This is a genomic window from Corynebacterium rouxii, assembly GCF_902702935.1.
In the GTDB taxonomy this organism is placed as follows: domain Bacteria; phylum Actinomycetota; class Actinomycetes; order Mycobacteriales; family Mycobacteriaceae; genus Corynebacterium; species Corynebacterium rouxii.
Window position 1 is genome coordinate 375,979 of sequence record NZ_LR738855.1, and the last position, 23,066, is coordinate 399,044.

A 23,066-nucleotide genomic window follows, 5' to 3' on the forward strand; every position below is an offset into this window, starting at 1 on the left:
CCCCTGTGAGTGCTTCGTGGCAGAGTGTTCGCCATGACTTCAATCGCAGTAATTGGTGGCGGCAAGATCGGTGAGGCCCTGATTTCGGGCCTAGTGGCTAGTGGCATGAGTCCAAAAGATATTCATGTGACTAATCGCAACGCTGAGCGTGCTCAGGAGCTCAAGGAACGCTATGGCGTATTGACCTTCCTAGAGAATGTTGCCGCTGTTGACGACGTAGACATGGTGTTTTTGTGCGTGAAGCCGCAGCAGGTCATTTCGGTTGTGGAAGAAATCGCCGACGTTGTAGATAACAACACCAGTACCACTATTGTCTCGATGGCCGCTGGCGTGACTAATGCCATGATCGAGGAGAGCCTTGCCGCAGGTTCCCCTGTTATCCGTGTGATGCCTAATACTCCTATGTTGGTGGGTAAAGGCATGTCTGTGGTGGCCCCTGGCCGCTATGCCGATGCGGACACGGTGGCGTCGTTAACGCAGCTGTTGGAGGCTGTGGGAAGCGTGGAGATAATCGAGGAATCGAGTATGGATGCCGTGGTGGCGTTGTCGGGTTCTTCTCCTGCGTATCTCTTTTTGATGGTCGAGGCGCTTATCGACGCCGGTGTGTTCCTTGGCCTGCCCCGCGATAAGGCGAAAAACTTGGCTGTTTCTTCCTTTGCCGGTGCTGCCACGATGCTGGAGCAAACGGGCGAGGAGCCGGCGGTATTGCGTGCGAATGTGAGCTCGCCTGGCGGTACTACGATCGCTGCTATTCGCGAGTTTGAAGAAAGTGGTTTGCGTGCGGCGGTCTATCGTGCAGCGACTGCTGCGGCGACACGCAACAGTTCTTTGGGTTAGGGGGCATGTACCCCTCTTTCTTTAACCTCTACTTGAAGGTTGCATTGTGTTGTTTTCCAGCAAACCCCTGTGGCCTGTGGTTTTTAGATGATGTCGGCGGGACGCATGTGATTAGAGTTGATTAACTTTATCCAGAGTGTCTCGTTGGGTCGCACCTGTCACATGATTCACGCTAAGCTGATTCGAGCACGTGCGTGATCGTTCTGCGGGAGGGGAAGCCTGCAGCGCGCGACTTGCTGAAGGGTTAGGTAAATATGGCTAGAGAAGATAATGGCTCATTCCTCACAGTTGCTGAGGTTGCGGAGATCATGCGCGTTTCTAAAATGACCGTGTACCGCTTGGTTCACTCCGGTGAACTGCCAGCAGTTCGTGTGGGACGTAGTTTCCGTGTGCACGAGAAAGCTGTGAATGAGTACCTCGATTCCTCCTACTACAACGTGGGTTAAGGTGTTGATTTTGGCCAGTAGTGGGGCGCTCGGTATGCTTGGTAGCATTCGTGTCAGAATCGAGCCCCAACCTGCGGGCGGATGTGCACTTCGGCCGCGCGAAAGACCGTGGGGCTTCTGACAGGGAAGTACGTACACCAATCTATGAAGCGAGGGAAACCGTTATGGGTTCTGTCATCAAGAAGCGCCGTAAGCGCATGTCCAAGAAGAAGCACCGCAAGCTGCTGCGCCGCACCCGTGTTCAGCGTAGAAAGCTCGGTAAGTAAGCCTCTTGGCTCTTTTCCGCCCAAGGAATGTTATTTCCTTGGGCGGTTTTGTATTCTGCGAAGAGCGTTTAGGAAAGGATGTACTTCATGCAGAAGTCAGCGCGTCGCAGCCTTATTGCGATTCTCGCCATTGTTGTTTTGATTGTGGTGGCGGGAGGTGCGTATATGCTCGGCAATAAGTCGGCAGGTACCCAGGCCGAAAAAACGGCGGCTAATGCAACACCTGGCACGAAGGGCCTCGATGGCCCCACGCCGCTTGCCGACGGTTCCTTTGATGCGACTATCTTTGGCCCTGCTAAAGAGCTTAAGTCTGCCGATGACATTCTCAATGTGCATCGTCGTAACGCGAAGGATCCCTTTGCTGTGGGTGCTGTGGATGCGCCACTGGTGATTACGGAGTTCTCTGACTTTGAGTGCCCCTTCTGTGCCCGCTGGTCTAACCAGACCGAGCCAACGCTGATCGAAGAGTACGTGTCCAAGGGCTTGGTGCGTATCGAATGGAATGATCTTCCAATCAACGGCGAGCACGCGTTGGCTGCGGCGAAGGCTGGGCGTGCCGCTGCCGCGCAAGGCAAGTTTGATGAATTCCGCAAGTCCCTGTTTGAGGCTTCGCGTAACGTAAATGGCCACCCGAATAACTCTTTGAAGAATTTTGAGGACTTTGCGCGCAAGGCTGGCGTGAAAGACATGGCTCGTTTTTCCCGTGAGGCACAAGATTCCACCTACGACGAGGTTTTGGCCAAGGCTGCTGATTACGCCCACGGATTGGGTGTGAGCGGTACTCCGGCATTTGTGGTGGGCACGCAGTATATTTCTGGTGCCCAGCCTACGGAGGAATTTATTAAGGTGATTGAGTCGGAGTTGAAGAAGTCTCCTACCTTCTCCACGCCTTCCACCCACCAAAACTAAAGGCGGCGGTGACGAGGGCGGGGATACCGAACGTGCGAATAGCCTTGCGCAGGCTGCGGTAGTCGCGTACTGCCCAGCCGTGTTGCTTGGCCACTTTTGCTAGGGGGCGATCGGGGTTAATGGCCACAGCGGTTCCTACCATCGACAGCATGGGGACGTCGTTGATGGAATCCGAGTAGGCGGTGCAGCGGCTTAGATCTAGGCGTTCGATGGTTGCGAGCGCGGCCACGGCGTGGAGTTTGCCGGGCCCGTGCAGGATGTCGCCGACGAGGCGGCCGGTAAACACGCCGTCTTTTACCTCGGCGACGGTGCCGAGTGCGCCGGTAAATCCGAGTCGCTTGGCCAAAGCTTGGGCTAGCTGCACGGGGGTGGCACTGACGAGCCATACTTGTTGGCCGTCGGCAATGTGTTGATCGGCGAGTTGTTTGGTGCCGGGCCAGAGTTTTTCGCTCATGTTGTTATCAACGATCTCCTCGCACAGGGCAACGAGCTCATCTACGCGGCGACCTTTAATAAACTCGAGGGCTTGCTGGCGGCCTTCGGCGACGTCGTTAGCGTTTTCGTTGCCTGTGACCCGAAACTTGATCTGTTTCCACGCCACTGGCAGGATTTCGCTGAGCTTAAAGTACTTTTTCTTAGCCAACCCCATGGCAAAAACAACGAGTGACGATCCCTGGATCAACGTGTTGTCGATGTCAAAGAACGCGGCTGCTCCAATGTCTTGGGGGATTTCTGGGTTGGCTGTTGTGACGTGCTGAGCGCCGGCTGCCTCAAAGGAGCCGGATACCGAATCGAGGCCGGAGGTGTATTCGTCGAGCTTGATGCCAAAGAGCTCGCTGGCGGCGAGTTCGGCGGCGGCTTCGCCGGCTTCGCGCTGCGTGCGGGCGTCGATAGGCGGAAGGGCGTGTTCCTCGAAGAATCGGCGTAGGTTGCCACGTGAAGTGGACCAGCTGGCCAAGAATTCTTGGGGGGTCTGGTGCCAGTGGGGTTCTGGGATGGACTGACTCACAGTGCCGTTCACGCCTTTCTAGGGGGTATTCTTCTCACCATCGTAGTGGTGATAACTGTGAAGAGGTGGATATGCACAAGGTTGAGTTGATGGTGCGCAGTACGTGCGGTTCGTGTGCGCGGGTAGCGGCTCAGATACGCCCGGTGGTGGCTGCTGCTGGTGTGGAGCTTGTGATCGTCGATGTGGATTCGGATTCTGCGCTGGCCTCGGAGTTTGGTGATCGGGTGCCGGTGGTGGTGATCGACGATGAGGAATTTTCTTGTTGGGAAGTGGATAATGAGGAATTGGCTGCGGAGCTGGCTCAATAGCGGTAGTTAGCCAAGGCTTTGTTGTGCCTTTGGTCACTGTAGGCCAGAGTGTTTAATGGTCAATCATTCTTATGGTTGATATTGTGGTGAGGTAAGCGAGCGGAAAGGTGAGCGCGTGAGTGTTCTAGTGGTGGGTATGTCGCATAGGTCGGCACCCGTTGCACTTCTAGAAAAGCTCAGCATGGACGATGGGGTGCGGACAAACACCGTTTCCGACTTGGTGGCGCGCCCATCTCTGGCCGAGGCGATGATCGTATCCACCTGTAATCGGCTTGAAGTCTATGCCATGACGTCGAGCTTTCACACTGGTGTGAACGATGTGGTGGAAGTACTCCATAACATGAGTGGCGTGGACATGGAGGAGCTACGCGGCTACCTGTATGTGCGCTACGCGGATGCGGCAGCTGAGCACATGATGGAAGTCACTTCTGGTTTGGATTCCATGGTGGTCGGGGAGCAGCAGATCATCGGCCAGGTTCGTACCGCCTACCACAGCGCGACTGAGGCGGGCACCGTTGGTCCTGCACTGCACGGTTTGGTGCAGGCGTCGTTGCATACGGGTAAGCGCGTGCACACGGAAACAGATATTGATGACGCTGGCGCGTCGATGGTGTCGTTTGCCTGCGATGAGGCTTTGGCGCAGATGTCTGCGAGTAATTTTTCGGGCCGTCGTGCGCTGGTTCTTGGCGCTGGTGCGATGGCGTCGTTGGCGGCTACGCATTTGGGCCGACTTGGCATTGAGCACATCACGGTTGCTAACCGCACGTTCGAGCGTGCTCAGCGCCTTGCGGATCATGCCGTGGAGGCGGGGGTTGCGGCTACCGCTATTGAGTTTGAGCGCCGCATGGACGTGCTGTGCGACGTCGACGTGGTGGTGTCTGCCACAGGAGCAAATACCTTCACGATTGAGGCTGCGAATATTCCCGCAGATCATGGCGATCTTATGATGATCGATCTTTCCTTGCCCCGTGATATTTGCGACGATGTCGTCGAGGTTCCTGGTGTGCGCTTGGTCAACATTGAAAAGCTTCGCGATGTGGCTGCTTCTGGGGAGGCGAAGGATCACGCGGCGCAGCGCATTGTGGCCGAAGAACTAGAGGCCTACACGTCTGCGCAGCGGATTCGGGATGTTGCACCCGCGGTTGCGGCGTTGCGACGCCACGCTTCTAGTCTGATCGACTCGGAATTGGCGCGGTTGTCTACCCGCGTGCCAAGTATGGATGAAGACGACTTCTCAGAGGTGCAGCGCACTGTTCGCCGCGTGGTGGATAAGCTGCTGCATCAGCCGACGGTTCGAGTCAAAGAATTGGCGGCGCAATCAGGCACGGTGTCGTATGACACGGCTATCCAAGAGCTCTTTGGGTTAGCAGTTGAGGCGACACCTGTTGCTGTGAATGTGGATGAACTGCCGGAAAGGATTAACAAGCGATGACGTTGAAGATCGGCACCCGAGGAAGCCTGCTGGCCACCACGCAGTCGGGTCATGTTCGCGATGACCTGCTCCCTTATGAGGCGGAACTGGTGATTGTGACCACCCATGGCGATGTGAACATGGCCCCTGTGGAGCGCATCGGCGTTGGCGTATTTACTCAAGCCCTGCGCGAGGAGCTGTACACGGGTGGCTGCGATATTGCGGTGCATTCGTTTAAGGATCTTCCTACCGAGTTGGATCCACGGTTTCATTTGGTGGTGCCCAAGCGTGCCGATTTCCGTGATTGTTTGATCGCCCGTGATGGCTTGACCTTGGCAGATCTTCCTGCTGGCGCGTTGATTGGTACGGGTGCTCCGCGTCGTATTTCGCAGATCAAGGCGCTACGCCCTGATGTTGAGTGTGTGCCATTGCGTGGCAACATTGATACCCGCATGGGCAAGGTAACAAGCGGTGAACTCGACGCTGTGGTGTTGGCTTATGCAGGTCTTACCCGCGTGGGGCGTGGGGATGAGGCTACGCAGGTCTTCGATCCGCAGGATTTCTTGCCGGCTCCGGCTCAGGGTGCGTTGGCGGTGGAGTGTCGGGCAGATGACGCTTATGCCCGTGAGGCTATCGATTCTATTTGTGACGAGCATGCACAGGCGTGTGCTGTCGCCGAGCGCGTGGTTCTTAATCGCCTCGAGGCGGGTTGTACGGCTCCGGTGGCTGCGCATGCAACGCTTGTCGACGGCACACTCACACTGACTGCAGCGGTGATTGCTTTGGATGGGTCGAAGGTGATTCGTCGTGAGTTGTCTGGTCCAGTAGCTGATAGCGTTGCGTTGGCTGAGGAGCTCACGCGTGCGCTTATTGCTGATGGTGCTGCGACCATCTTGGGATAATTCCGTAACTTCAATTATGGTTATGGTTTTAGTTTCCTTCTATCGGCAGCATGCCTAGAAATGCGATTAATCATGAAGCCCGAGCACTCAACGCGAGGACGTGTCATCTTCGTCGGCGCCGGTCCCGGCAACCCAGATCTTTTGACGGTTCGAGCCCGCGAGGTGCTGGGCTCCACAGCCAATGCGGTGGTGGATTCCACTGTTGGCGTAGGTATCCGTGCAGTTATTGCTGAGCATCTTGAGGTGCCGCAGGCCAAGCTTGATGCAGCTGAGGCCGAGTATGAGCGCATGTGTGCGGCTGCGAAGCGTCGTAAGCCTCCGCGTCCCGACGCCCCCACCGCCGCGGAGATCACTGAGGTGTCCGCTGAGGCGAGCGTCGATGAAGTGATGGCGGTGCTGTTGCCTTTGCTAGACGACGGCGATGTGATCCGCCTAGTGCAGGGTAATCCGTTGGCGGACTCCCGCGCGTTAGATGAGATTACGGCTGTTACCCAGGTGGGTGCGGATTTCCAGATTGTGCCAGGTATGTCGTTGCCGGCTGCGGTTCCTGCTTTCGCGGGAATCACGTTGGGTGATTCTTATACCAAGACCACGGTGAGTGAGGATACTAACTGGGATCAGTTGGCAACCGCTCCGTTGCCGTTGATTTTGCAGGCGAGTAAAGACGACTTGCTGACTATCGCTACGGAGCTGAAGGATCGCAAACTGCCGGCGAGCACTCCGGTGACGGTGACGATGAATGGCACGACGCGTTTGCAGCGTAGCTTTGACGTGACGCTTAAAACTATGAAGTCGCTGGTCAAACAGGAGCTAGACGGCACCCTTGTGGTCACAGTGGGTGTATCGGATCGCAGCACGTTCTCGTGGTGGGAAAGCCGCGCGTTGTTTGGCTGGCGGGTGTTGGTTCCTCGTGCGAAGGACCAAGCTGGTCCGATGAGCAGCCGAATCGCCGCTTATGGTGCTATTGCCCAAGAGGTTCCCACTATTTCTGTGGAGCCGCCGCGTAATCCGGCGCAGTTGGAGCGTGCGATTAAGGGCATTGTGGAGGGACGCTACCAGTGGGTGGTGTTTACCAGCGTGAATGCTGTTAAAGCGGTGCGTGAGAAGATCGTGTCGTTTGGTTTGGATTCTCGCGCGTTCGCGGGGGTGCATATCGCTGCGGTGGGGGCTAAGACTGCGGCGGCGATTCGTGAGTTTGGCATTACTCCTGAGCTGATTCCGCCACGTAAAGAGCATAATGCTGCAGGTATGGTGTCGGTTTTCCCTAATTATGTGGAGGGCTTGGACCCGGTAGGCCGGGTGTTGTTGCCGCGGGCTGATATTGCCACTGACGTGCTAGTTGATGGTTTGATCAACCTTGGCTGGGAAGTTGATGATGTGGTGGCGTATCGTACGGTGCGTGCCGCGCCACCGAGTGCGGAAGTCCGCGACATGATTAAGTCTGGCGATTTTGATGCGGTGTGTTTTACCTCTGCGTCGACGGTGCGCAATTTGGTGGGTATTGCGGGTAAGCCGCATGCGCGCACGATCATTGCGTGTATTGGGCCGATGACCGCCGCGGAAGCAGAGAAGCAAGGGCTGCGTGTCGACGTCATCCCCGAGGTGGCCAACGTTCCTGCCCTTGTGGATGCGCTCGCGCAGCACGTGGAGGGTCTACGTGCTGCGGGTGAGTTGCCGCCGCCGCGTAAGAAGCGTCGGGCCCGTCGCAAATCTAAGGAAGGTGCTGTATGAATCTAGATCTTATTCGTCGTCCTCGTCGGTTGCGTTCGACTCCGGTGATGCGTGAATTCGTTGCGGAAACCACGCTGCGTCCGGCTGATCTTATTTTGCCGATGTTTATTGCCGACGGCATTGATGAGCCTCGGGAGATTGAGTCGATGCCAGGTGTGTACCAGCACACCATGGAATCCCTTATAGAGGCTGTCCGTGAGGCGATCTCGGTGGGTATTCGCTGTGTGGACCTTTTCGGCGTACCACTGGATTCCGATAAAGATGCCACTGGTTCACAAGCATGGGATCCCGAGGGCATTTTGAACCGTGGCGTGCGCGCTCTTCGTAAGGAGTTCGGCGATCAGGTGCTCATCATGGCGGATACTTGCCTTGACGAGTTCACCGATCATGGGCATTGCGGCATTGTGACCACGGATCGCTTTGGCGCCACCATCGTGGATAACGATCCAACGGTTGAGTTGTATCAGAAGATGGCGGTCGCTCAGGCCGAGGCCGGCGCCCATATTGTGAGCCCATCGGGCATGATGGATGGCCAGATTTTAGCTATCCGCGAGGCTCTTGACGCCGCAGGTTTCCACGATGTTGCCATTATGGCGTATTCCGCTAAGTATGCGTCGGCATTTTATGGTCCTTTCCGTGACGCAGTGGGCTCCTCTTTACAAGGCGATCGCCGTGCCTACCAGCAGGATCCCGCTAATTTCCGTGAGTCGATCCTCGAAGTCGATCTAGACATCGAGGAAGGCGCAGACTTTGTGATGGTCAAGCCTGCTATGCCGTACTTAGATGTCCTTGCCGAGGTAGCGTCTACCTCGTCGGTTCCGGTGGCGGCTTACCAGGTTTCTGGTGAGTATGCGATGTTGCATGCGGCTGCTGCGAACGGCTGGTTGGATCTGGACCGGGTGATGATGGAGTCGTTGATTTCTATTAAACGTGCCGGTGCGGATCAAATCCTGACATACTTTGCTGTAGAAGCAGCACGAAAACTTTAAGGGAGCACGTCGAGTGACAACTCAACCCGAGGCCGTGCGTTGGGCCGCCGCATCGTGGTGGACAGCGTTGGCGATTAACGCGGTACATCAGATTATTGGTGGCGTTATTGCATTTTTTAACCGTGGTCAGTTGATGGCGGAATTGGAAAAGCGGATGAATGGGCAGGCGGTGCCAGAGGTGGCGGCGTCGGTAGGCGTTGTTATGTCGGTGCTGTTTTTGCTTGGGTTCCTTGGATTGTTTGCGTGGTTTGTGGCTGCGTTTCGCCAGGGTGGGCGGTTTGCGCAGCTGTGTCGTAAGACGATGACGTTTGTGTCCCTCTACTTGGGGATCAGCGTGATCACGGTGTTTGCGATCGTTCCTACATCGTTGTCCATTCCGCAGGGCTGGTTCTTGGCCGATGGTTGTTTATCTATCGCCTGTGGCGTGGCGGCGATCATTGGTTTGATTTTTGCGCAGAAGAAGGAATCGCTGGAGTGGGGTGTGGTCCGTGACTGATTCGCCGCTTGACGACGCCATCCAGGAGGCCAAAACCGCTGCGCAAAAAGCGGGCATTGATACCGAAACTTTCGCTGCGGTTCAGTCGAAGGAAGGCCGTACCTCTTTCGCCTTCGAACTGGAGGGCCTAGGCAGTGCCTCTTCGGTATCGGAGCTGGAAGAGGCGATCGAGCACATCGGCGGTGTGGACGCCAAGATTGTTTACCCGTCGGCGATGGCGTGGGTTAGTGCCAGCCGCACCTTGGATCCCACGCTCATCGTGGAGGCGTTTCAGCAGCATGGTGTGAGAGCTACGTTGACGGATTCCTCGTTGCGTCGTCGATTGGCATGGACGGACGTGGAGGAGGGCCGGTATCGTCGTGCTCGCGCTCGACGCTTTGGCTCGCGTGTCGACGAAGAATCTCGCCGCTTTGAAATTGCCCGCCGCGAAGGATTTCTGCACAAGCGCGAAGAAACAACACGGGTGGTAGAAACCACAGAGGTGTTGTTTACTGCGCGTTCGCTGATGACCAAAGCGCGCCTGTTTATCTCTATCGCCTGCACGATTCCAGTGTTGGCGGTAAGTTTTTCGCGCGAACTACAGTTTGACTACTGGCAGTGGGCGCTGGCAGCCCTTTCGCTTCCTGTGGTGCTTTATGGTGCATGGCCGTTCCACCGGGCAACGATCGGTGGTGCGCGCCGGGGCATGTCGGCTCTTGATAGTGCGTCTTCTGTTGCTATTTTAATGGCGTGGGGCTGGTCTATTGTGATGATGCTGTTTTCTTCGGTGGGCGATCCTACTTATCGTGCGCAGCCGAAGTGGATTGCGATTGACCCCACGAAGTTTGTTTCTGGTGCGCTGTTTTTCGATGTTGCTTGCGGCATGACCGTGATCTTGTTGGCTGGCCGGATCTTGGTGCGTCGTGCGCGTTCGGACCTGTTGGAAGATTTGAAGCGATACCGACCGAATCCATCGTCGACGGTGATGGTGGTGGGTAAGAATCGTAAGACGGGTGAGGTTCGCAAGGAAGAAGTTGCGATCCAAAAGCTCAATGTGGGTGACGACATCCTCATTGCGCCGTATGCGTTAATCCCTGCTGATGGCTATGTTGTCGGTGGCGCCTCAGCTATCGATGGCACTGCTTTGGGAATCGGCCGGTTAAAAGTCAAGGTGAACGATCACGTTTATGCCGGTTGCCTCAATGGTTCTAATCCGTTGAAGATCCGTGTGTTGCAAACGGGTCACCGCACGTGGTTTGCGGGCATTACGCGGTGGGTGTCGCAAGCAAGTGTGCACCAAAACCATGCGGATGCGGTGGCAACGAGGGCGGCATCGATGCTTGTGCCTGTTTCTTTTGTTATTGCGGCAACGGATTTCGCGCTGTGGGCGTTGATTACTAATAACCTCAATCAGGCGTTTGCTACTGCGCTGGCGGTGCTAGGTTGTGTGTCTCCTGTGGCACTTGCTACCTCCGCGTCGCTTGCTATGCGTAAGTCTATTGAAGACGCTGCCCGTCAGGGGGTGCTGATCCAAAGTGGTGAGACGCTTCGTGTGATCGATACGGTTGACACAGTAATTTTCAACCGTGTGGGTGCACTGTCCAAGTCTGGCATGGCGGTGGAAAAGGTTACGGCTGATCGCGGCGAAAATCCTGACTTGGTGCTGCGTGTGGCAGGTGCGTTGGCTATGGAAAGCGACCATCCCGTATCGCGGGCGCTGGTGCGTGCGGCTCGTGAAGCGCGCGATGCGTCGACGGATGATTCAATCCCCGGCTGGATTGATGTCACGCATTCGGAAATCGATGAGGAAGGTAGTTTCCGCGGCTTTGTGGAACTTCCTGTTGGTGATGAGACGCGTTCCGTGGAAGCAGTGCTGTGGCGTCCCCGAAGCCTATCGGCACTCGATGGGCGTCTTGCTGCTGCGGCAGAGTCGGGCAGTTCTCCGTTGGTGGTGCGCTGGAAGAACAAGGATCGCGGTGTGATTACCTTGTTTAATGCGGTTAAAGATGATGCCGTGGACGCGGTGGATGATCTGGAAGCCCAAGGCATCGAGACGATGATGCTGAGCCGTGATACCTATCCGGTGGCGCGTCGATACGGCGATAGCGTGGGTGTTTCTCACGTGTTGGCTGGCATTCAGCCTGGTCAAAAGCCGCAGACCGTTCGTTCTGTGCGTAACCACGGCGCCACGATTGCGGTGGTGGGCGACGACTCGATTAATGATTGTTTCCGCGTAGCCAATGTGGGTATTTTGATTGACGCGATGTCGAAGAGTTCGGCGGCTATTGAGCACCCCGTTGCTAATGTCATCATGCTCAAAAATGATGTTGCGCCTATCCCACGCTTGTTCACCTTTGCGCGCCGACTCAATCGTCGTATTCGCTCAAACTTGGGTTTTGCGTGGGTATATAACGTGGCGGCGATTGTTGCCGCTATTTCTGGGGTGTTGCACCCGATGATCGCAAGCCTGTTTATGTTGGGTGCGACTATCGTGATTGAGGTGCGTTCTACGTGGACGAGGAATTTGTAAGCTGAAGCGTTGGTCCGTATGACAGCCTGCGGTGGAGCCATTCGAATGGACCTCGCAGGTTTTTCTTTTCTAGTAGGCAGGCCAGCAGCAGCGTGACCAGCCATATACCGAAGGCGTAGGTAAGAATGCCGGCCGCCGATGCCCTAATTCCCAATGTGAAGCCTAAGAATAGTGGGTAGCACAGGATTGACTGCATGAGGTAACCACTCATAGAACGCTTACCCAGGGCCGCAAAGGGGGTCAGCCATGATGGTTTGATCTTGTCGACGCTCAGCGCGCAGATGGCCAAAACGCCTGGACCAGAGAGCTGTCCGATAGAGAAGTTGAGGACTGTGAAGGTATCCGCTTGGGTAAGACCCCATGGAATGCCGATTCCGATAATGATGGCGATTGCGATACCGGACCAAATGTAGAGCTCGGTGCGGTGTTGGTGGACGTCTGCTAGCACGCCGCGCCTAGCCCAGCTGTAGCCGATGAGCATGATAGGCAGATAGAGCATTGCTTGGAGCGGGAACATGACGAGGCCTGAAATAAGTACAGCTGCGTTTGTGCCGTAGTATTGCAGGGCTGTCTCGGATGCCATGCCTGCATCGCTGGTTAAGATTTGTGCTGCGGTGGGGAATGCCAGCAGGAGGGCTGCGAAGATACCCGTAAGACCGAACAGAATGTAGGCGATCAGTCGAATGGTTGTGTCTTTGAGCGGCAGCATGGTGGCGATGAGGACGGCAGCAAGGCCGTAGAAAGTCATGATGTCGCCAAAGAAGAGCAGGAGGCAGTGGATCACGCCGAACATGGTGAGAAACAGGTAGCGTTTGATCAGCGCACCGCGGGCTTGGGACAAACTGAAGTGTTTGCGGATCATGCTGATGGTAATCAAACCGACGCCGAATCCGAGCAGCGTGGAGAACATGGGTAGCCCACGGTTATGGACGAACATCGCGGAGAACAGCACGGCGATTTTATCGAGTGTGGAGTTTACTGGTCCGAAAATGCCTACGCCCATCCACGCTGAGGGGATGTTCGCCATGGCGATACCAAGGAGCGCGAGGCCGCGGGCCACGTCGGGGGCCATCATGCGGGGTCGTTTTTGATCCATGGGTTAGATACTAAAGCATCCATCTAAAGTAGGTACGCCTTGCTTTTATATCATCCAAAAGTTGGGCATGATGGGGAGCATGCCCAATCCTATTCTTGACGCCGCGGCGGGTGTGACTCCGCACCGCCGCCCCGTTTGGTTCATGCGCCAGGCTGGACGTTCCTTGCCCGAGTACCGTGAGATTCGTGAGGGGGTCAGCATGTTGGACAGTTGCTTCCGCCCCGACATGCTGGCGGAAATCACGTTGCAGCCGGTGCGACGCCACGATGTGGATGCTGCGATTTTGTTCTCTGACATTGTGGTGCCGCTTAAAGCTGCAGGTGTTCGTGTAGAGATCGTCCCTGGCCGTGGCCCGGTCATGGATCATCCGTTGCTTACTCGCCAAGATATTGAGAACTTGCCCATTCTGGACCACGACGTTCAGGAGGTAGCCGAAGGTATTGGCATCATTCGCGAGGAGCTGAACGACGCGCAGACGCTGATTGGTTTTGCCGGTGCGCCTTTTACGCTGGCGAGCTACTTGGTTGAAGGTGGGCCGAGTAAGAATCACGAAAAGACGAAGTCGCTGATGCACCAGGACCCTGAGTCGTGGCATCTGCTGATGCAGCGTTTGGTTCCTACTATTGTGCAGTTCTTACGTACGCAGATTGATGCCGGTGTGCAGGCTATGCAGTTGTTTGATTCGTGGGCTGGCTTCTTGACTGAGCGGGATTACCGTGAGTTTGTGCTGCCGTATTCTACGGAGATCCTTGCGCAGGTTGGCGATGTTCCTCGGATTCACTTTGGCGTGGGCACGGGGGAGCTGCTCACGGCGATGAGTGAGGCTGGCAGTGAAGTGGTGGGCGTCGATTGGCGGGTGCCGCTTGATGTGGCTGCGCAGCGGATGGTGTCGCCTAAGGTGCTGCAGGGTAATTTGGATCCGGCTATTTTGTTTGCTGGTGAGGATGTTATGCGTCGTGAGATCGCTCGTATTTGTGCCGAGGCGGATCGTGCGATTGCGGCGGGTCATGCGACTGGCCATATTTTTAATCTTGGACATGGCGTTTTGCCGAATACTGATCCTGATGCGATTACTCGTGCTGTCGAGATCATCCATACTTTCTAGAGAAGGACTTTCAACGTGCGTATTGCGATCATTGGTGCGGGTCTTGCGGGTTTGACTGCGGCGTATCGTCTTCGTGACCATGATGTTTCGGTTTTCGAGGCCACTGACCGTATTGGTGGAAAGCTGCATACGGTTGCTTTTCAGTCTGGTCCTACGGATATGGGCGCGGAGGCGTATTTGGCGTTTCGTGAGGACACAACGGCCTTTTTCAAGGAGTTGGGTCTTGAGGTTGTGTCGCCTTCGGGGTTGCCATCGTTGTTGTATGTCAATGGTGAGTTGCATCCGATGCCGATGAATACGGTGATGGGGATTCCGGGGTCGTCGAAGGGTTTGGAGAAGTTGGTGAGTGCGGAGACTGCCGCGCGTATCGACGCCGAATCTGATTCCATGGACTGGCCTCAGGAGGTGACTCTGGGGGAGGTCTTGCGTGAGCGTTTTGGCGATGACCTTGTTGATCACGTGGTGTCTGCGTTGCAGGGTGGCGTGTATTCCTCTACTTCTGATGATCTTTCATTGCGCGATACGGTTCCGCAGTTGGCGCGTGCGTTGGATCGGCTGAAGGAAGAGGGTAAGCCGGTCACGATTACTGCTGCGGTGCAGTCGATTATGGCTGATCGTGAGAAGCGTAATAAGGCTCGGGGTTATAAGCCGAGTGTGTTTGCGGCTTTCCCTGGTGGTTACGCGGAACTGTATGAGGCGCTGGCGGAGAAGTCGGGTGCGAAGATCCACATTGATGCTTTTATTACTGGCATTCAGTGGAAAGACGGATTCACGCTGACGGGTGCTGAGGGAACCTTTGACAAGGTGATTGTGGCGGTTCCGGCTCCGACGGCGGCGATGTTGTTGAAGTCTGTGGCTCCGGAGGCTTCGGCGTTGTTGAAGAACATCAAGTTGGCGAGCTCTGCGGTGGTGGGCATGAAGTTCGATTCTGCGGAGGGGCTGCCGGATAATTCGGGCATTTTGGTTGCTACGGATGCGGAGGTCACTGCGAAGGCGTTTACATTTTCTTCTAAGAAGTGGCCGCATTTGGGTCAGCGTGGTGGCGCGTTGGTGCGTGCATCGTTTGGCCGGTTTGGTAACGATGCCATTGCGCGTGCCGACGAAGACCTGCTGGTGGATACCGCCTTGGATGATCTTCAGACCATCACTGGTTTTGATGGCCGTGCTGCTGGGCTGTCGGAAATCTATGTGCAGCGCTGGTTTGGTGGCTTGCCGGTGTATGGCCCAGGGCATAGCGATCTTGTGGCGGCTATTAAGGAGGCATTGCCGGAGGGCGTTTATGCCACCGGTGCATGGGCCGATGGCGTTGGTGTTCCTGCGGTGATTGATTCCGCAACTAAGGTAGCAAAGCTACTGGAAGATCACTGAGAAATCTTCATCCCGTGTGGACCTAGGGTGCCGGCGTCGGGGGTTCTATTTCAGACGGTGAGGTCGTGGTCGAGTAAATGGAGGGCCAGTTCGGTGCCCATGCGTCCGGTTTCAATAAATGTGATCTTCATGTAGCCCCATGATAGACAGTAGAATGGTCGGCATGACTTCTACGCAACGATCTCAGGAACTTTTCGCGCGCGCTCGGCAGTTTACTCCCGGTGGTGTGAATTCCCCTGTGCGCGCTTTCGGCTCGGTGGGCGGCCACGCCCGCTTCATTCAGTCGGCGAAGGGCTCCAAGCTTTACGACGTAGACGGCAACGAGTACGTCGATTTGGTCTGTTCGTGGGGCCCCATGTTGTTGGGCAATGCGCATCCGGAGATCGTCGAGGCTGTGCAGAAAGCCGCAATGAACGGTTTGTCTTTCGGTGCTCCGACGGAGGCTGAGGTCAAGATCGCTGAGATGATCGTGGACCGTACTTCTGTGGAGGAAGTGCGCATGGTCAATTCCGGTACGGAGGCGACGATGTCGGCGGTGCGGTTGGCTCGTGGTTTTACTGGCCGTCCGAAGATCATCAAATTTGATGGCTGCTACCACGGCCATGTGGATGCGTTGTTGGCTTCTGCGGGTTCGGGCGTTGCCACGTTCGCGCTGCCAGACTCCCCTGGTGTGACTGGTGCGTCGGCTGCCGATACCATCGTGGTTCCTTATAACGACATTGAGGCAGTGCGCGCTGCTTTTGAGGCGCACCCTGATCAGATCGCTTGTGTGATTGCCGAGGCCGCTGCCGGAAACATGGGTACGGTGGCACCGCAGGATAACTTCAATGCCAAGCTCAAAGAGGTAGCACATGAGCATGGCGCGCTGTTGATCTTGGACGAGGTAATGACGGGCTTCCGTACCTCTTATAACGGATGGTATGGCGTTGATGGCGTTGCCGGTGACCTCACCACGTTTGGCAAGGTGATTTCGGGTGGTCTTCCGGCTGCTGCTTTTGGTGGCCGTGCGGACATTATGCGCTACCTTGCCCCTGAGGGTCCGGTGTACCAGGCGGGTACGTTGTCGGGTAACCCAGTGGCGATGGCAGCTGGTATGAAGTCGTTGGAGCTTGCCACCCCTGAGGTGTATGACACGGTGCGTGCTCATGCGGACCGCTTGGCTGGGTTGTTGCATGAGGCTTTGGATCGTGAGGGTGTTGCGCACCATATCCAGCGTGCTGCCACGATGTTGTCGGTTCGTTTCGCTGAGGGCGAGGGCCACAACTTTGATGACATGAAGGCTGCGGATACGTTCCGTTTCCCTGCGTTCTTCCATGCGTTGTTGGATAACGGAATTTATGCTTCACCTAGTGTTTTTGAGACGTGGTTTGTCTCTGCGGCGTTGACCGACGATGATTTTGAGAAGATCGAAAAGGCGCTTCGCCCCGCAGCTCAAGCCGCAGGAAAGGCAAAATGACAACAACTATTGTTCACCTCGTCCGCCACGGAGAGGTCCATAATCCTGAGCGTATTTTGTATGGACGGATTCCTGATTATCACTTGTCCTCTCGTGGCCGCAGCATGGCGGCGCGCACGGCGGCGTCATTCGCTGGCCATGACGTGGTGGCGTTGTACTCGTCTCCTTTGGAGCGTGCCCGAGAAACCGCGCAGCCATTCGCGGAAACTTTGGACCTCGATGTGCGTATCGACGACCGCCTGTTGGAGGCCGGCAACCAATTCGAGGGCCTGCATGTCAAAGGTGTGCGCTCTCAATTGTGGAACCCAGTACGCTGGCCGCTCATGGTCAACCCGTTGCTGCCGAGCTGGGGCGAGCACTATGAGGACATTGCGGAGCGCATGATGGATGCGATTTGGGACATCCGCGAGGAGGCCGAAGGCCACGAGGCGATCATTGTGAGCCACCAGTTGCCGATCGTGTGCGTTCAGCGCCACGTACAGGGCAAGTCCTTGGCTCATAACCCAGCAGTTCGTCAGTGTGATCTGGCGAGTGTTAGTTCGTTGGTGTTCCGCGGCCGCGATGTTGTCGACTACATCTATACCGAACCAGCGCAGGAGATTTAGATGAAAAAACTCGTGTGCGTTCTCGCTTCTGCCATGCTGCTTTCTGCGTGTGGTTCGGCGGGCCAAGACGCGGTGGCTGTGGGCGGAACGTTCCAGTTCCATTCGCCTGGTGGCAAGACGGAAATCTTTTATGACGAGGGCGATCGTGCCCCTGTGAGTGAGATCCGTGGCGAGGGCCTTTCTACCGATTCCGTATCCTTGGCCGATTACAAGGACAAGATCGTGGTGCTCAACGCGTGGGGTCAGTGGTGTGCTCCGTGCCGTAGCGAGTCGGATGATCTCCAAGAAGTACACGAGTATCTGGGAGACAAGGGCACTGTTATGGGCATCAACGTGCGCGATTACAGCAAGAACATTGCTCAGGACTTTGTCAAAGACAACGGCATCACCTACCCCAGCATCTACGATCCACCGTTTAAAACAGCAGCTCAGCTCGGTGGCGTGCCTGCTTCTGTAGTGCCTACTACTATCGTTTTGGATAAACAGCACCGCCCGGCGGCAGTGTTTCTCCGTGAAGTAACTGCCCAGGATCTGATCAAGGTTATTGATTCTCTCTCATGACTATTCTCGCTAGTGGACTAGGGGAAAGCGTCGCAGATGTCGCTTCCTCTGGTCCTCTCCTTTTAGGTATTTTGGCCGCTGCATTGGCGGGATTCGTTTCCTTTGCCAGCCCCTGCGTCATCCCGCTAGTCCCCGGCTACATGTCCTATCTTGCGGGCGTAGTAGGCGCAGAAGTCGAGCTCAGCGAGACCGGCCCTCGAGTGCGCACTCGTCGGTGGCGTGTTGTGGGTGCCGCGTTGCTGTTCATCCTCGGGTTCACAGTGGTATTCACCTTGGGTACCGCCACTGTTTTTGGTGCCATTAGTGCATTGACTCTCAACGCTGACACGCTGATGCGTATTGGTGGTGTGGTCACTATTGTGATGGGTCTTGTGTTTATGGGTGCGGTTCCGATGCTGCAGGAGGAACGCCGTTTTGCGCCTCGTCGGTGGTCGACGATCCTTGGTGCCCCACTTCTCGGTGGAGTTTTCGCGTTGGGCTGGACCCCGTGTTTGGGGCCTACGCTCGCCGCAATTATCTCTGTTTCCGCAGGTACAGAGGGCATGACCGCGTTGCGGGGTGTGCTGCTCATTATTGGTTATTGCGTGGGCTTAGGCGTTCCCTTCCTGATCGTTGCGTTGGGTTCTGCGCGCGTGATGGTGGGGTTGCGCAAGTATTCCCGCACAATCCAGATCATCGGCGGTTGCGCGTTGGTGCTGGTGGGACTGGCGTTGGTGTCTGGACAGTGGGCTCATTTTATTAACTGGGTACGTCAATGGACCGTCGAATACGGTGCCACGTTGATCTAAAGGAATCATGGTGCGTTATTTAAAAAAGGCTTGGCATTGGCTGACCAGTATGCGTACGGCCCTTGCCCTGTTATTCATTTTGGCGGTTGCTGCGATCCCGGGTGCATTGTTGCCCCAGCGGTCGCTCAATGAGTCAAAAGTTATTGAGTACATTCAAAACAATGGCAAGATCGCTGAGATCTACGACAAGCTTCAGCTTTTCGACGTTTTCAGCTCCACGTGGTTCAACGCAATTTTCGGTCTGCTGTTTCTCTCGCTTATCGGCTGTATTATCCCGCGGTCGTGGGATCACTACAAAGCCATGAAGGCGCAGCCGGTCCGAGCACCTAAGAACTTGGATCGTTTGCCAATGCACGGGGTGGGGAGCGTCGATAAGCCTATCGATGAAATCGACATCCGCAGCCACTTCAAAGGCTGGCACGTAGCGGAGTATTCCGCCGACCAGGACCGCGCTGGTGCAGTTTCTTTTTCTGCTGAGCGCGGCTACTTGCGCGAGTTTTTCAACCTGACCTTCCACCTCGGCTTGGTGGGAATGTTGGCTGCGATCGCTGTGGGCAAGATGTTCTCCTATGAGGGACAGGTCATCATTGTTACCGGCGACGAAAAGAGCACTGAGTTCTGCAACACAGCTACCGCTAACTATGATTCCTTCCGCGCCGGGCCGGTTTTCGACGGCACTGGGCTGAATCCGTTTTGTTTTGTGGCACATGATTTTACGGCTGATTATTTGCCGAATGGTCAAGCTAAGATGTTTAGCTCGAACGTGTCGTATGCGCAGGGTGATCGGATTTTCGATGATGTTTCCACGTGGGATGACTATTCGCTGCGTGTGAACCATCCGCTGCGTATTGCTGGTGACCGTGTGTATTTGCAGGGCCATGGCTATGCGCCGACGTTTAGCATTAAGTGGCCTAATGGCGAAACGCGCACGCAGACGGTGCAGTGGCAGCCGACGGATCCGACGTTCTTCTTGTCTGATGGCGTGATGCGTTTTGATCCGCCTGCTGGCATGTATGACTCGGTTTATGATCGTCGCCAGCACCAGCTCGCTATTCAGGGCCTTTTCGCGCCGACTGCTTCGTGGGAGGGCAAGAACCACGAGTTGTTGACGTCGCGATTCCCTGCGATGACGGATCCTGCCGTTGCTATCGACGTCTACCGTGGCGACAATGGTCTCGATACCGGTAAGGGCCAGAACCTTTTCAAGTTGGATACGTCACTTGTGCATTCTGGCCAGTTGCAGCGACTGGAGAGGGTTAACCTCACAAAGGGGGAGTCGGTCACGCTTGATGATGGCACTGTCGTGACATTTGAGGGTGCTGAGGAATTTGCGAATTATCAGATCAGCCATGATCCCACACAGATATGGACGCTTTTGTTCGCAATCATCACTTTGGGCTCGCTTGCTGGTTCCTTGGTGATCAAGCGACGTCGTATCTGGGTGCGTTTGCGCCCAGTAAGCCCATCGGTTACCCAAATTGAAACGGGTGGCTTGGCGCGTACTGACCGTGCGGGTTGGGGTGAAGAATATGACCGAATTCACCGTAAAATTCTCGGATTGCCGGATCCAGAGTATTGTGATCCGGAACTAGGGAGATAAGAGGTGCTATGAACGTCAACTCGAATCTTGCGCAGCTATCAGATATGGCTTTCGCATCGAGCTTCGTTATTTACTTCATCGCGTTGGTGCTATCCATCGTGTACTACATGAAGGTTAAGGGAATCGTCGATCAGCAGCGTGAAGGCCTAGAGCCCTCCACTGCATCAGCGGATAAGTTCGCTGGTATGACGCAGCTGATTGTGTGGCTTGGTGTTTTCGTCCACATTGCTTCCGTGGTGTTGCGTGGTTTGTCGGCGAGCCGCTTCCCCTTTGGAAATCTCTATGAGTACATTTTGGTGATCAGTGCGTTTGCTGTTGCTGTGGCTGCTGGTTTCTTGCAGCGCCATGAGCTTCGGGTTATGTGGCCATGGGTGCTTACCCCAGTGTTGGCCTTACTGTTTTATGGTGGCACCAAGCTGTATGCAGATTCCGCTCCAGTGGTTCCTGCTTTGCAGTCGTTCTGGTTCCCAATTCACGTATCGACGGTTTCCATTGGTGCGTCGATTGGTTTGTTTTCTGGGGTGGCGTCTCTGCTGTATCTGTTGCGTATGAGCAAGAATAAGCGTCTCGCGGCTTTAACATCGCCGTTGCCTTCTGCTAAAACGTTGGATGCAATTGCTTATCGCACTGCCATCGTGACCGTGCCGATGTTTGGTTTAGGCATCGTTTTGGGCGCTATTTGGGCGGAGAGCGCGTGGGGGCGTTTCTGGGGTTGGGACCCTAAGGAAACCGTCGCGTTTATCACCTGGATTTTGTATGCGGCTTATCTGCATGCGCGTGCGACTGCTGGATGGCGTGACACCAAGGCCGCGTGGATCAACATCGTAGCGCTAGTGGTTATGGTGTTTAATCTGTTCTTTATCAACATTGTGGTGTCTGGTCTGCACTCTTATGCTGGTCTGAATTAAAGAGTTCTGATGAGTTCGTGAACGCGAGCAAACTCGTCGGTGACAATCTCGTAGTATGCCCATTTGCCACGTTTGTGGCGGGTGACGAGGTTGGCATCGGCGAGTTTTTTCATGTGGTGCGTGACCGTGGGTGCCGAGACGGCAAGCGCCTCTGAGAGGTCGACACAGCAGAGTCGTTCGGGATTTTCTGCTACCAAGTAGAGCAGTTGGAGGCGCGTGGGATCTGAGAGCACCTTAAAAAGGGCGGCCGCCTTAACGGATTGCATACATGAACTATATAGGCAAGGTTAGGCTAAGCAAAACGGCTATTCTTGCTCTTCATCCCGTTTTCTCTTCTTGTATTGTTCAAGTTCGAGCTTCCACAGGAAATCCTCATCATCATCAGGTCCCTTAATTTGTGGTGGTTCGGGAGATTTCCATGTTTTAGGCCCGAAAGCTTTCCAGAGCAACACGATTGCTGCGATAAGAACAAGGAGAATAATGAGTCGGCCCATGGTTTCCTTTTCCGGTAGGGTCTTGTGGGTGGATGATATAAAAAAGCCTGTCATAGACCCTACCGTGAAGTCTGAGGCGCGAAAGGCTGTCGTTGTTTATGGTCTTGCGCGGTTTATTCTCTTTGTTGTGCTTACCGCGGTTATCCAATTAATAGCGGTGGCTATTCAGGCGCCCGTGCCGTTGTTGATTTCGGCTACGTTGGCGTTGATTGTTGCTATGCCGCTGTCTGTTTTCCTCTTCAAGGGTGTTCGTGTTCGCGCTACTCAGGCTGTGGCGTTATGGAGTGAGCAGCGCAAGGCGGAAAAGGATTGGGTTAGGCGAGAACTGTCAAACCGATAGTGGTCAGTAGTGACCATGCCAGCATGGCTTTTCCGGTGGTGCCTAGGACGGGGATGAGATCCTTTCCTGTGGCACCATTTTTTACGGGTTGTGCAGCTTTGACGGCTAGGGGGAGTGCAAGTAATCCTAGCGATCCCCAAGAGAAAAATGACAGGGAGGCTAGGAAAGGCAAGGTGATGAGCATGTAGTACAGAATTCGGGTTGCAGGGTCTCCGAGGCGAACCGCGAGGGTGATCTTTCCTGATTCTTTATCTGTGGGGATATCTCGCAGATTGTTGACGAGGTTGACGCCGGCAGACATAGCTCCGATTGCGACGGAGCAGGCGAAACCGGCGTATGTGACGTGCCCAAGCTGGGTGAATTGTGTGCCCATAACGGCGACGAGTCCGAAGAAGATGAATACGGCAACTTCGCCGAGGCCTCGGTAGCCATACGGATTTTTTCCGCCAGTGTAGAACCAAGCTCCAGCCACGCATAGGAGGCCGATGGCGATGAGCCACCAGGCACTGGTGAGGGATAAGGTAATGCCTGCGATTCCAGCGACGCCGAATGCGATAAATGCTGCGCGTTTCACGGCTGCCGGCTCAGCGAGCCCCGATCCGGTGAGGCGGAGCGGGCCGGTGCGGTCATCATCTGTGCCGCGGATGCCGTCGGAGTAATCGTTGGCGTAGTTGACTCCTATGATCAGGGCCCAGGCCACGATGAGTGCGAGTAAGGCTTTCCACCATACGATTCCGGTCCCGGCGGCGCCGGTTCCTACGATGACGGGCGCGAAGGCGTTTGCCCAAGTGTGTGGGCGAGCGCCTTCTTTCCAATCGGCAAAGGTTGCTTGAGACATGTTGTCTATTCTTCCATTGCGTTTCTTGTGTGGTTAATTTATAGTTAGATCATAACGAACAATAGTTCGAACGTGCAAGTGGGACTAAATGTTG

At 55.5% G+C, this 23,066-nt stretch carries 25 protein-coding genes; 20 read left to right on the forward strand and 5 right to left on the reverse strand.

The genetic code is table 11. The features are described from left to right. Positions 1 to 33: 33 nt before the first annotated feature. From proC to CIP100161_RS01990, 4 genes are all read left to right on the forward strand, one after another. The gene (gene proC, locus CIP100161_RS01975; RefSeq protein WP_174775769.1) at positions 34 to 837 is read left to right on the forward strand and encodes a pyrroline-5-carboxylate reductase; all 804 of its coding nucleotides are present in this window, start codon (positions 34 to 36) and stop codon (positions 835 to 837) included. A gap of 254 nt (positions 838 to 1,091) precedes the next feature. Continuing rightward, positions 1,092 to 1,283, forward strand: coding sequence for a helix-turn-helix domain-containing protein (locus tag CIP100161_RS01980; protein WP_004566485.1), 192 nt, complete (start codon positions 1,092 to 1,094; stop codon positions 1,281 to 1,283). A 164-nt stretch (positions 1,284 to 1,447) separates the two neighbouring features. Beyond that, a complete protein-coding gene (locus CIP100161_RS01985; RefSeq protein WP_003402602.1) occupies positions 1,448 to 1,549 on the forward strand; it encodes a 30S ribosomal protein bS22 in 102 nt (33 codons plus the stop codon). A 78-nt stretch (positions 1,550 to 1,627) separates the two neighbouring features. Beyond that, complete coding sequence (locus CIP100161_RS01990) at positions 1,628 to 2,458, forward strand: thioredoxin domain-containing protein (RefSeq protein WP_155871505.1); 831 nt, start codon at positions 1,628 to 1,630, stop codon at positions 2,456 to 2,458. Here CIP100161_RS01990 and CIP100161_RS01995 read toward each other — a convergent pair. Continuing rightward, the gene (locus tag CIP100161_RS01995) at positions 2,424 to 3,467 is read right to left on the reverse strand and encodes an HAD-IB family hydrolase (protein ID WP_155871507.1); all 1,044 of its coding nucleotides are present in this window, start codon (positions 3,465 to 3,467) and stop codon (positions 2,424 to 2,426) included. The genes CIP100161_RS01990 and CIP100161_RS01995 overlap by 35 nt on opposite strands. Positions 3,468 to 3,538: 71 nt before the next feature. Here CIP100161_RS01995 and CIP100161_RS02000 point away from each other — a divergent pair, with 71 nt between their 5' ends. The 7 genes from CIP100161_RS02000 to CIP100161_RS02030 all read left to right on the forward strand — a co-directional run bounded on the left by CIP100161_RS02000 (position 3,539) and on the right by CIP100161_RS02030 (position 11,813). Continuing rightward, positions 3,539 to 3,775, forward strand: a complete 237-nt coding sequence (locus tag CIP100161_RS02000) for a glutaredoxin family protein (RefSeq protein WP_155871509.1) — start codon at positions 3,539 to 3,541, stop codon at positions 3,773 to 3,775. Positions 3,776 to 3,890: 115 nt separating this feature from the next. After that, the gene (locus CIP100161_RS02005) at positions 3,891 to 5,207 is read left to right on the forward strand and encodes a glutamyl-tRNA reductase (RefSeq protein WP_155871511.1); all 1,317 of its coding nucleotides are present in this window, start codon (positions 3,891 to 3,893) and stop codon (positions 5,205 to 5,207) included. Further along, complete coding sequence (hemC, locus tag CIP100161_RS02010; RefSeq protein WP_155871513.1) at positions 5,204 to 6,088, forward strand: hydroxymethylbilane synthase; 885 nt, start codon at positions 5,204 to 5,206, stop codon at positions 6,086 to 6,088. Before CIP100161_RS02005 ends, hemC begins: the two co-directional genes overlap by 4 nt. Before the next feature lie 60 nt (positions 6,089 to 6,148). Next, entirely contained in the window at positions 6,149 to 7,819 is a 1,671-nt protein-coding gene (locus tag CIP100161_RS02015) for a bifunctional uroporphyrinogen-III C-methyltransferase/uroporphyrinogen-III synthase (RefSeq protein WP_155871515.1), read from the forward strand. Further along, positions 7,816 to 8,808: a porphobilinogen synthase gene (gene hemB, locus CIP100161_RS02020; protein ID WP_155871517.1), complete on the forward strand. Its 993-nt coding sequence runs from the start codon at positions 7,816 to 7,818 to the stop codon at positions 8,806 to 8,808. Before CIP100161_RS02015 ends, hemB begins: the two co-directional genes overlap by 4 nt. Positions 8,809 to 8,821: 13 nt before the next feature. Further along, positions 8,822 to 9,304, forward strand: coding sequence for a hypothetical protein (locus tag CIP100161_RS02025; protein ID WP_155871519.1), 483 nt, complete (start codon positions 8,822 to 8,824; stop codon positions 9,302 to 9,304). After that, positions 9,297 to 11,813 carry a heavy metal translocating P-type ATPase gene (locus CIP100161_RS02030; RefSeq protein ID WP_155871521.1) on the forward strand — a complete coding sequence of 839 codons (2,517 nt, stop codon included), beginning with the start codon at positions 9,297 to 9,299 and terminating at the stop codon, positions 11,811 to 11,813. Before CIP100161_RS02025 ends, CIP100161_RS02030 begins: the two co-directional genes overlap by 8 nt. Here CIP100161_RS02030 and CIP100161_RS02035 read toward each other — a convergent pair. Beyond that, a complete protein-coding gene (locus CIP100161_RS02035) occupies positions 11,791 to 12,909 on the reverse strand; it encodes a DUF418 domain-containing protein (RefSeq protein ID WP_155871523.1) in 1,119 nt (372 codons plus the stop codon). The genes CIP100161_RS02030 and CIP100161_RS02035 overlap by 23 nt on opposite strands. 67 nt (positions 12,910 to 12,976) lie before the next feature. Between CIP100161_RS02035 and hemE the strand changes: the two genes are divergently transcribed. From hemE to ccsB, 8 genes are all read left to right on the forward strand, one after another. Continuing rightward, positions 12,977 to 14,014 (forward strand): uroporphyrinogen decarboxylase, encoded by a 1,038-nt coding sequence (gene hemE / locus CIP100161_RS02040; protein ID WP_155871525.1) that lies wholly within the window; start codon positions 12,977 to 12,979, stop codon positions 14,012 to 14,014. A gap of 15 nt (positions 14,015 to 14,029) precedes the next feature. Continuing rightward, positions 14,030 to 15,382 carry a protoporphyrinogen oxidase gene (locus CIP100161_RS02045; RefSeq protein WP_155871527.1) on the forward strand — a complete coding sequence of 451 codons (1,353 nt, stop codon included), beginning with the start codon at positions 14,030 to 14,032 and terminating at the stop codon, positions 15,380 to 15,382. 163 nt (positions 15,383 to 15,545) lie between these two features. Continuing rightward, positions 15,546 to 16,838 carry a glutamate-1-semialdehyde 2,1-aminomutase gene (gene hemL, locus CIP100161_RS02050; RefSeq protein ID WP_155871529.1) on the forward strand — a complete coding sequence of 431 codons (1,293 nt, stop codon included), beginning with the start codon at positions 15,546 to 15,548 and terminating at the stop codon, positions 16,836 to 16,838. Further along, complete coding sequence (locus tag CIP100161_RS02055) at positions 16,835 to 17,443, forward strand: histidine phosphatase family protein (protein ID WP_155871531.1); 609 nt, start codon at positions 16,835 to 16,837, stop codon at positions 17,441 to 17,443. Before hemL ends, CIP100161_RS02055 begins: the two co-directional genes overlap by 4 nt. Then, on the forward strand, positions 17,444 to 18,004 hold the full coding sequence (locus tag CIP100161_RS02060) for a TlpA disulfide reductase family protein (RefSeq protein WP_155871533.1): 561 nt from the start codon (positions 17,444 to 17,446) through the stop codon (positions 18,002 to 18,004). Then, entirely contained in the window at positions 18,001 to 18,792 is a 792-nt protein-coding gene (locus tag CIP100161_RS02065; protein ID WP_155871535.1) for a cytochrome c biogenesis CcdA family protein, read from the forward strand. The genes CIP100161_RS02060 and CIP100161_RS02065 overlap by 4 nt, the downstream gene beginning before the upstream one ends. A 7-nt stretch (positions 18,793 to 18,799) precedes the next feature. After that, a complete protein-coding gene (gene resB, locus CIP100161_RS02070; RefSeq protein ID WP_155871537.1) occupies positions 18,800 to 20,392 on the forward strand; it encodes a cytochrome c biogenesis protein ResB in 1,593 nt (530 codons plus the stop codon). 8 nt (positions 20,393 to 20,400) lie between these two features. Further along, positions 20,401 to 21,300 carry a c-type cytochrome biogenesis protein CcsB gene (gene ccsB, locus CIP100161_RS02075; RefSeq protein WP_155871539.1) on the forward strand — a complete coding sequence of 300 codons (900 nt, stop codon included), beginning with the start codon at positions 20,401 to 20,403 and terminating at the stop codon, positions 21,298 to 21,300. On the opposite strand, the gene CIP100161_RS02080 is transcribed toward ccsB, so the two are convergent. Further along, entirely contained in the window at positions 21,297 to 21,566 is a 270-nt protein-coding gene (locus CIP100161_RS02080; RefSeq protein ID WP_155871541.1) for an ArsR/SmtB family transcription factor, read from the reverse strand. The genes ccsB and CIP100161_RS02080 overlap by 4 nt on opposite strands. Before the next feature lie 39 nt (positions 21,567 to 21,605). Continuing rightward, entirely contained in the window at positions 21,606 to 21,794 is a 189-nt protein-coding gene (locus CIP100161_RS02085) for a hypothetical protein (protein ID WP_155871543.1), read from the reverse strand. Here CIP100161_RS02085 and CIP100161_RS02090 point away from each other — a divergent pair. After that, positions 21,793 to 22,134 (forward strand): DUF4229 domain-containing protein, encoded by a 342-nt coding sequence (locus tag CIP100161_RS02090; RefSeq protein WP_155871545.1) that lies wholly within the window; start codon positions 21,793 to 21,795, stop codon positions 22,132 to 22,134. The genes CIP100161_RS02085 and CIP100161_RS02090 overlap by 2 nt on opposite strands. Here the strand turns inward: CIP100161_RS02090 and CIP100161_RS02095 are convergent. Further along, positions 22,109 to 22,972 (reverse strand): 1,4-dihydroxy-2-naphthoate polyprenyltransferase, encoded by an 864-nt coding sequence (locus CIP100161_RS02095; protein WP_155871547.1) that lies wholly within the window; start codon positions 22,970 to 22,972, stop codon positions 22,109 to 22,111. The two genes, CIP100161_RS02090 and CIP100161_RS02095, sit on opposite strands and share 26 nt — an antisense overlap. Positions 22,973 to 23,066: the final 94 nt, after the last annotated feature.

What these genes read in the sequence shown, in the direction of transcription:
- hemB (WP_155871517.1), top strand. Translation starts at nt 7,816, where the DNA reads ATGAATCTAGATCTTATTCGTCGTCCTCGTCGGTTGCGTTCGACTCCG.
- CIP100161_RS02065 (WP_155871535.1), top strand. Translation starts at nt 18,001, where the DNA reads ATGACTATTCTCGCTAGTGGACTAGGGGAAAGCGTCGCAGATGTCGCT.
- CIP100161_RS02085 (WP_155871543.1), bottom strand. Translation starts at nt 21,794, where the DNA reads ATGGGCCGACTCATTATTCTCCTTGTTCTTATCGCAGCAATCGTGTTG.
- hemL (WP_155871529.1), top strand. Translation starts at nt 15,546, where the DNA reads ATGACTTCTACGCAACGATCTCAGGAACTTTTCGCGCGCGCTCGGCAG.
- CIP100161_RS01980 (WP_004566485.1), top strand. Translation starts at nt 1,092, where the DNA reads ATGGCTAGAGAAGATAATGGCTCATTCCTCACAGTTGCTGAGGTTGCG.
- hemC (WP_155871513.1), top strand. Translation starts at nt 5,204, where the DNA reads ATGACGTTGAAGATCGGCACCCGAGGAAGCCTGCTGGCCACCACGCAG.
- CIP100161_RS02080 (WP_155871541.1), bottom strand. Translation starts at nt 21,566, where the DNA reads ATGCAATCCGTTAAGGCGGCCGCCCTTTTTAAGGTGCTCTCAGATCCC.
- CIP100161_RS02090 (WP_155871545.1), top strand. Translation starts at nt 21,793, where the DNA reads ATGGTTTCCTTTTCCGGTAGGGTCTTGTGGGTGGATGATATAAAAAAG.
- CIP100161_RS02035 (WP_155871523.1), bottom strand. Translation starts at nt 12,909, where the DNA reads ATGGATCAAAAACGACCCCGCATGATGGCCCCCGACGTGGCCCGCGGC.
- CIP100161_RS02015 (WP_155871515.1), top strand. Translation starts at nt 6,149, where the DNA reads ATGCGATTAATCATGAAGCCCGAGCACTCAACGCGAGGACGTGTCATC.
- ccsB (WP_155871539.1), top strand. Translation starts at nt 20,401, where the DNA reads ATGAACGTCAACTCGAATCTTGCGCAGCTATCAGATATGGCTTTCGCA.
- CIP100161_RS02095 (WP_155871547.1), bottom strand. Translation starts at nt 22,972, where the DNA reads ATGTCTCAAGCAACCTTTGCCGATTGGAAAGAAGGCGCTCGCCCACAC.
- CIP100161_RS02000 (WP_155871509.1), top strand. Translation starts at nt 3,539, where the DNA reads ATGCACAAGGTTGAGTTGATGGTGCGCAGTACGTGCGGTTCGTGTGCG.
- CIP100161_RS01990 (WP_155871505.1), top strand. Translation starts at nt 1,628, where the DNA reads ATGTACTTCATGCAGAAGTCAGCGCGTCGCAGCCTTATTGCGATTCTC.
- hemE (WP_155871525.1), top strand. Translation starts at nt 12,977, where the DNA reads ATGATGGGGAGCATGCCCAATCCTATTCTTGACGCCGCGGCGGGTGTG.
- CIP100161_RS02055 (WP_155871531.1), top strand. Translation starts at nt 16,835, where the DNA reads ATGACAACAACTATTGTTCACCTCGTCCGCCACGGAGAGGTCCATAAT.
- proC (WP_174775769.1), top strand. Translation starts at nt 34, where the DNA reads ATGACTTCAATCGCAGTAATTGGTGGCGGCAAGATCGGTGAGGCCCTG.
- CIP100161_RS01985 (WP_003402602.1), top strand. Translation starts at nt 1,448, where the DNA reads ATGGGTTCTGTCATCAAGAAGCGCCGTAAGCGCATGTCCAAGAAGAAG.
- CIP100161_RS02060 (WP_155871533.1), top strand. Translation starts at nt 17,444, where the DNA reads ATGAAAAAACTCGTGTGCGTTCTCGCTTCTGCCATGCTGCTTTCTGCG.
- resB (WP_155871537.1), top strand. Translation starts at nt 18,800, where the DNA reads ATGGTGCGTTATTTAAAAAAGGCTTGGCATTGGCTGACCAGTATGCGT.